7 protein-coding genes are annotated in these 6,484 nt (G+C 66.5%); 2 read left to right on the top strand and 5 right to left on the bottom strand.

Features of this window, described 5'->3' with window-relative positions:
• The 5 genes from ACCD03_RS25235 to ACCD03_RS25215 form a co-directional block, all read right to left on the bottom strand.
• A partial coding sequence (locus tag ACCD03_RS25235; RefSeq protein ID WP_413413255.1) for an MMPL family transporter occupies positions 1-1,536 on the bottom strand: 1,536 nt, incomplete at its 3' end.
• Between the two features lie 13 nt (positions 1,537-1,549).
• On the bottom strand, positions 1,550-2,146 hold the full coding sequence (locus tag ACCD03_RS25230) for an outer membrane lipoprotein carrier protein LolA (protein WP_045203807.1): 597 nt from the start codon (positions 2,144-2,146) through the stop codon (positions 1,550-1,552).
• A complete protein-coding gene (locus ACCD03_RS25225) occupies positions 2,143-3,105 on the bottom strand; it encodes an acyl-CoA synthetase (protein ID WP_413413254.1) in 963 nt (320 codons plus the stop codon). The genes ACCD03_RS25230 and ACCD03_RS25225 overlap by 4 nt, the downstream gene beginning before the upstream one ends.
• Positions 3,102-4,799, bottom strand: coding sequence for an AMP-binding protein (locus ACCD03_RS25220; protein WP_413413253.1), 1,698 nt, complete (start codon positions 4,797-4,799; stop codon positions 3,102-3,104). The genes ACCD03_RS25225 and ACCD03_RS25220 overlap by 4 nt, the downstream gene beginning before the upstream one ends.
• Positions 4,800-4,825: 26 nt before the next feature.
• The gene (locus ACCD03_RS25215) at positions 4,826-5,500 is read right to left on the bottom strand and encodes a hypothetical protein (RefSeq protein WP_413413252.1); all 675 of its coding nucleotides are present in this window, start codon (positions 5,498-5,500) and stop codon (positions 4,826-4,828) included.
• A 411-nt stretch (positions 5,501-5,911) separates the two neighbouring features.
• On the opposite strand from ACCD03_RS25215, the gene ACCD03_RS25210 reads away from it, so the two are divergent.
• Complete coding sequence (locus tag ACCD03_RS25210; protein ID WP_253536243.1) at positions 5,912-6,172, top strand: phosphopantetheine-binding protein; 261 nt, start codon at positions 5,912-5,914, stop codon at positions 6,170-6,172.
• A 54-nt stretch (positions 6,173-6,226) separates the two neighbouring features.
• Positions 6,227-6,484: glycosyltransferase family 2 protein (locus ACCD03_RS25205; protein WP_413413251.1), on the top strand; the 258-nt coding region annotated here is incomplete at its 3' end.

Here is a 6,484-nt window from a genome sequence, read left to right as displayed (position 1 = left end):
CAGCACGCCGTTGTCCACCAGCGGTTGCAGTTGCGCGGCGACCTTCTCGGCACCTTCAAGCGCGGCCTGTTCGGTCGCGGCCGGGATTACTACTAGATAGCGCACGTCGGGCGCACCGACGTCTGCGCGCAGGCTGGCGTCGAGCGCCTGGCTTTTCGCAGGTACGGGGCTCAGCGCAGCGAGTTCGCGGCTCCACAGGCCATCGCGTTGCAGCACCAGCGCCGCACATGCGCCCACGAGCACCACCGCCAACACCCAGCGCAGGCGGGGCGCGGCAGACGTCGCCTGTGCCAGCCAGGCTCCCACGCGCGATACATCCCGCGTCGCCACGTCTGCGCCACGCAGATGCGGCAGCACGTAGCGCGTGACAAGTGCCGCCGTCACTAACCCCACAATCGAATACAGCCCCAACTGCACGAGCCCCGGAAAGCCAGAGAACAGCATCGACGCGAAGCCGCATATCGAGGTCAGCACACCCAGGCGGATGGTCGGCCAGTACGTGGTGATCCACGCTCGCAGGCTGTCGTTGGGGGTGGCGCCACGCAGGCGGGCAGATTGCACGAAGAGGTAGATCGAATAGTCGACCGCCTCGCCGATAAGCGTGGTGCCGAACCCGAGCGTGAGCCCGTGCACCGCGCCAAACGTGAGGCTGACCGCTGCCACGCCGGCCGCCACGCCGGACAGCACTGGCAGCAACCCCAACACCACCGTGCGCGGTGACCGATATACCGTCAGCAGCAGCGCCACCACGAGCACGAGGCTGACGGTGGAAAGCCGCTCGACGTCGTGCTTGATGGTGTCGCGCGATTCGACGGAGAACACGCCCGGGCCGGTCAGCAGGATGCGCGCCGATGCGGCGTTCGGCACCGTGCGTGCAACCGCATCGAACGCGCGGCGCACGGTATCGATGGCATGCGCCTGAGCGTCGGTGTCGGAACCGGCGGCCGTTGTCTGCACGACCAGCACGGCACGCTGGCCATCGCGCGACGCCCACACGCCATGCATCGACGACGGCAGCGCGGTGTTGTCGAGCTGGCTGACGAGTGCCGCCACCTCGCCGGTCGGGTCGCGCGGCAGCATGTTCTTGGCAAACAGCCCGGCTGACGAACTGAGCAGGTCCAGACTTTCGCCTAGCGCCGCGTGCAGGCCTTCAGCGGAAAAGTGTTGCGGCGTGACAGCGGGGCTGAGTACGTAGCGGTGGTCGAAGACGAATTGCCGGTCGCGCGCCTCGCTGACGAGCTCACCGTTGTTGACGGCGCTGAACTGCGCGTCGGCGCGCAGCGTGGCGGCGAGCTGTTTCGACAGCGTTGCGCGAGTGGCTGCGTCACTCCCCTCGATGCCGACGAGGATGAGTCGTGACACCAGCCCCTCGCGCAACTGGTCGACCAGCACGCGTTGCTCGGCACTCGGCGAGCGCGGCAGAAACGCCGACAGGTCCGCCGTAAAGCTCGTCCGCCCGATCACGACCGCGCACAGCAGCAGGCCGGTCAACCAGACCAGCACGGCGGGCCGCTGCAGGGCGTGCAAGCGTTTCATATGCGCGGCGTCCTTAGTTGCCTGGCACGCGTTGCAGGCGCATCAGCGAATGATCGCCATCGGCCTGGCGGATGGCGACGCTGCGCAGCACATCGCGCGTGCCCTCCAGCGTGATGGTGCGGACCACTTGCTGCATGCGCGTGTCGATGGGCGAAAGGGTGAGCGTCCAGTCATCGCCGTGGCCAGCAATGGCGACCTTGTAGATCGCTTCGAGCGCGTAGCGGTTACCGGCCAGCGTGGCGCGGATGCTTTCGATGAAGGCGCCCAGCTCCGGGTACTGCGACAGCGGCATCGTGAACTTGCGCTGGTTGCGCTCCACGGTCAGCTTGTCGCCGTCAATCACGAGGTGTTCTGGCTTGGGAGCCAGCGTGTGTTTTTCCAGATGATCGGGCGCCACGAACACCAGCTCGCCGGATGATTCAATGGGCTGTTCCGCAATCGACAGCGTCTTTGTTTCCGTGAATGTGGCGCGCCCCGACTTGTTGCGTGCGAGCGTGGACATGAGGCGGTCGAGCGTCCAGGCGGTATCCGCGGCGTGGGCGGTCGCGGCCAACATGCTGGCCGCTAGCAAGGCCAGAAGGGCGCGTAGGAAGGGGCGCGTTGCAGTCATGGCGTTTGGGTGGTCTGGCGCTCGGCCGGGGTGTGATTCTGCGTGGTGGCCGCGTCGGCATCCTGCCAGAAGTCGAAGTAATTGAACCAGTTGTATGGCGCGGCGCGGCAGTAATGTTCAACGCGCTCCACATAGCGGGCCAGTGCGGCTTGCACGGCTGCGGCGCGATCTTCGCGGCGCACATCGGTGAAGTCCGCCAGCGGATCGAAATGCACCGCGTAGCGATTGCCGCCCAGGTGCAGCCCCGTCATGAAGAGCACGGGGCGCTTCAGCATGGCGGCCATGTGCAGCGGCCCGAGCGGAAACGCTGCCGGGCTGCCGAGGAAATCCCTGCGCTGGATTGATGGCCCCGCATCGCGCAACAGTGTGCGATCGGCCAGCATGCCGACGAGCCGGTTGTCGTCCAGCGCCTCGCGCACTTGCAGCATGGCGTCTACACGCCCCAGCGGAATGACCTCCGGCGCCGCCGCCGGGTTGATGGCGGCAACCGCGGCGTTGATGTTGCGTGCATTCTCTTCATACATGGCGACGGCCACGCGCAGGTTTGGCACCGTACGGCCGAGCGCGCGCACTACCTCGAAGCTGCCCAGGTGCGCGCCCAGCAGGAATGCACCGCGCCCCCGCGCCAGCACGTCGTGTATGTGCTGCTGGCCCTGCAATTCGACGTCGAACAGATCGAAGCGCCCGCTGATCAGGTAGATGCGGTCATGGATGGTCGTGCCGAAGGTGAACATGTGACGGAACACGTCGCGCAGCGTTGCCGGCCGGCCGAGCGCGCGGCGCAGGTAGTCACGCGAAGCACGCCGCGCCGCCGGGGAGGCCGCCACGAAGTACACCGCAATCAGCCGCAGCAGAACCCGGCCGAACGGCCGCCCAAGCCGCAGCGAGAGCCATGTCATGATGCGCAGCAGCGCGAGGTTGCTGCGCTCCGGACGCTCGGCCCAGTCGGTGCGTTTCATGCAGCAACGCCCTCCGGCGCTGATGCGGACAGCACGCCGCTGGCCACTTCGCGTTCGCACGCGCGGATCGTGAAGCGGATGGCGTTGCTCGCCGTCGTCTCGAACGCGAGGTCGAGCAACTCCCCGGGTGCCGCAGGGCTGAGAAACTTGGCCGAGCTGATCTTGCAAGCATCAAGCGAGCGGCCCAGCGCCGCACCAATCGTGTGAAGCGCATGGTCGAGCAGCACCACACCCGGCACGATCGGGTGGCCGGGAAAGTGTCCCGGCAGCGCCGGGTGATCAGCGGGAATGGTGAAGCGCATGGCGGGCTTGTGTGCGTTGCGGTGCGAATGTTGTGCCACCAGCGCGGCCAGCACATCGCGCGCCAGCTTGCCGGTCTCGTTGCGCGGCAGCGCGTCCACCAGCAGCAGCGGGCGCGGCAGGAATGCTGCATCGATGCGGTCGTGCAGGGCGCGCAGCACGTCTGCCGCACTGAGGCTCGGCGCCACAACGAGTGCCACCAGGCGCGTGACTGCGGCGCTGCCGTGCGTATGCGGAGCGGCGGGCACATCGTCCGGCATGTAGAACACGCCGTCCTCCACACCCGCAATCGCGTTGAGCTGATGGTTCAGATACGCCAGCGACGACCGTTTGCCGGCAATGTTGATCAGATCGGTCTTGCGGCCGTGCAGCAGAAAGTGCGTGTCGTCGATCAGCTCAATCACATCGCCCATCGGCACCGGGGTTTCGACGTGCCCGCCCTGGACCCACACCGTTGGGCCGTCGTCTTCCGGCGTGCCGGCGCGCGATTCCATGCGCACGCCGGGATACAGATGCCACGCGGTGTCTTGCGCGGTACGGCGCGTTGCGACCTGGCCGGTTTCGGTGCTGCCGTAGATTTCCAGGAGCGGCGCAGACAGGCGCGTCTCGGCCTCCTGCGCCAGCGCTTGTGACAGCGGCGCAGTGGCCGACAGCACGAGCGATGCGCTTGGCAACGCGGGTTCCGATGCCAGCAGCGCCCGCAGATGCACCGGCGAGGTCACCAGCACGCGCGGCTGCGGCACGGCCAGCAACGCCTCGCGAATGTCCGCCGGATAGAACGGCTGCCGGTTGCTGAAGGCCAGACCGCCCTGCAGCGCGAGCAGTACCGTCACCTCAAAGCCGTACATGTGCTGCGGCGGCACGGTACCGACCAGCGTGAAGGCACGCCCATCGTCCAAGCCAAGGTGCGCGACTGCTGCGCGCATGCAGCGCACCAGCGCGCCCCACGTTTTGCGATGCGGCACCGGCGTGCCGGTTGATCCAGACGTGAACAACACTGCCATGACTTGCGACGCGTCGATCTGCGGCACGTCGATGGGCGTTGCGTCGGCCGTCAACGCATCGGGATAACGGAAGCCCGGCAGTTCGACCGGGCAGGCGGCCGCATCGTGCAGGCAAATCACATCGGGCGCGAACGCCGAAAGCTGACGCACCATCTGGGGCGTCTGCATGGGCGGCAGCAGGCTGACTTTGTTGGCTACGAGCGTCGCACACAGCCCGACGGCAAAGCGGTAACGGTCTGCGCAGGCGTTGAAAACGTGGCCGCCCGGCGGCAGCATCGCGGCCAGCGCCATCACGTCGGCCAGGAACGCACGTGCGGAGACGGGCGTGCCGTCACGCCAGGCCAGCGTATGGTCGAGTGTCGGATGGGAGACCAGCGGGTAAGTCGGCATGAAGCAAATCTTGAGAGCGTGTGGGTTCAGCGGGAGTGCTCTGTGGCGACGGGTGTGGCGTGCCCCGATTGCTCCGATTGTCGATATGCGCGTACCGCATCGAACAGACTGGAGTGTGGCTCGCCGCGCAGCACGACGCGCCGGCAGAGGTATTCCGCCACAAACATCACGCCCACCAGCGGCAGCGACAGGTAGTTCGCAAACGTCGACCACGTTACGGTCGATGCCGTGGCAAACAGCAGTGTGGATACGATGGCGGTTGCCAGGAAAAACAGCGTCCATGCCAGCGTGACCTGCCGCGAATAACGCGCAATGCGCGGTGTGAGCGTGCCGTGCACCATGTGGGCAAAGCGCGTGCACAGCGGCTCGCGGCCCGCCACCAGCGTGCGGCCGAACACGTAGGCCATCATCAGGTTGAAGCTTGCATGTTCGAGGTACAGGCCCCAGTCAAAATGCGCTGCCAGCGGCGCGCGCGCCATCCACAGCACGCCGCAGACGAGCAGCCACAGCGGCAACAGCCATGCACGATGTGTGGAGCGTGTGGCCGCGACGAGCGCAACTGCCAACGGCGGCACCAGAGCCATCGCCAAGCCCATGCCATGCGCGCCCGGCGTGGCCGCTGCGTAATGCGCCCCGACTTGATACGCCACGACCGCACCCACGCCGGCTGCACCCCGCGCAAAGCTGGTCAGTCGCTGCATGGCAGAGCAGGGTGGGAGGAGCGGCACTGCATGGTTATCGTCGGCGAGGCGGGCAGTTTCATCGTAGGGCGGAGCACATTCTAGGGCCCCGCGCCTGTCTCGCCCGATCCGGCAGCGGCGTGTTTGTAACCGGATGTACAGCGCCCGGGCGGCGCTGCTACGGCGCCCCTTGCCGCTTTGCGGCGCCACACAAGCCGTTGAATCGTTTGCGTCACTTCGGGCACGCGCCGCGATATGCGGTCTTTGTCACGGTTTCGCGCTATACGGGGTGTAACCCTTCGTCTAGAATCCGCGTAGCTTAAACGACCCCCTTCACAGGCTGGGCTGGACAAGGCAGGGGCTTCGGGCAAGGAGAACGTCGTTGGCTCTGGCCGCAATCCCCGCTGCACGCCGCCTGTAGTTGCAAGACCGATGAACGACCTGGAAAAAGAGCTCGCCGCGCTCATGATCGGCGAACTGAATCTCGAAGACATTCAACTCGATGCCCTGACCGCCGGCACACCGCTGTATGGCGAAGGGTTCGGGCTCGATTCCATCGATATCCTCGAAGTTGCGCTGCTGATCTCCAAGAAATACGGCTTCGAGCTGCGCTCGGGCGATCCCGATAACCAGAAAATCTTCGCCTCGCTGGGCTCGCTCGCGGCCTACGTGGCAGAACACCGCACGCGATAGGCTCGCGCCAGCGCCCGACGCATTCCGCTTTCAACGTTTGGCCGGACCGACGCCATGCCGATGACCGGCGCCTCCACTTCGCACCTCGTTCTGATTCCAAGCTACAACCCTGGCCCCAAGGTTGACGACACCGTGCGCAGTGCGCGCGCGCAGTGGAACCCGGTCTGGGTGGTGGACGACGGCAGTACCGACGGCAGCACCGAACGCCTGCAGGCCATGGCCGCGCAAGACCCGGGGCTGCGCGTGATCGTGCTGCCGCGCAATCGCGGCAAGGGCGTGGCTGTGCTGGCCGGGCTGGAAGCTGCTGCCGCG

The sequence above is a fragment of the Ralstonia sp. Ralssp135 genome, from assembly GCF_047304345.1.
Classification (GTDB): Bacteria; Pseudomonadota; Gammaproteobacteria; order Burkholderiales; family Burkholderiaceae; genus Ralstonia; species Ralstonia chuxiongensis.
The sequence above is the reverse complement of the archived record's forward strand: the minus strand, read 5'-3'. Positions and strand labels throughout refer to the sequence as shown.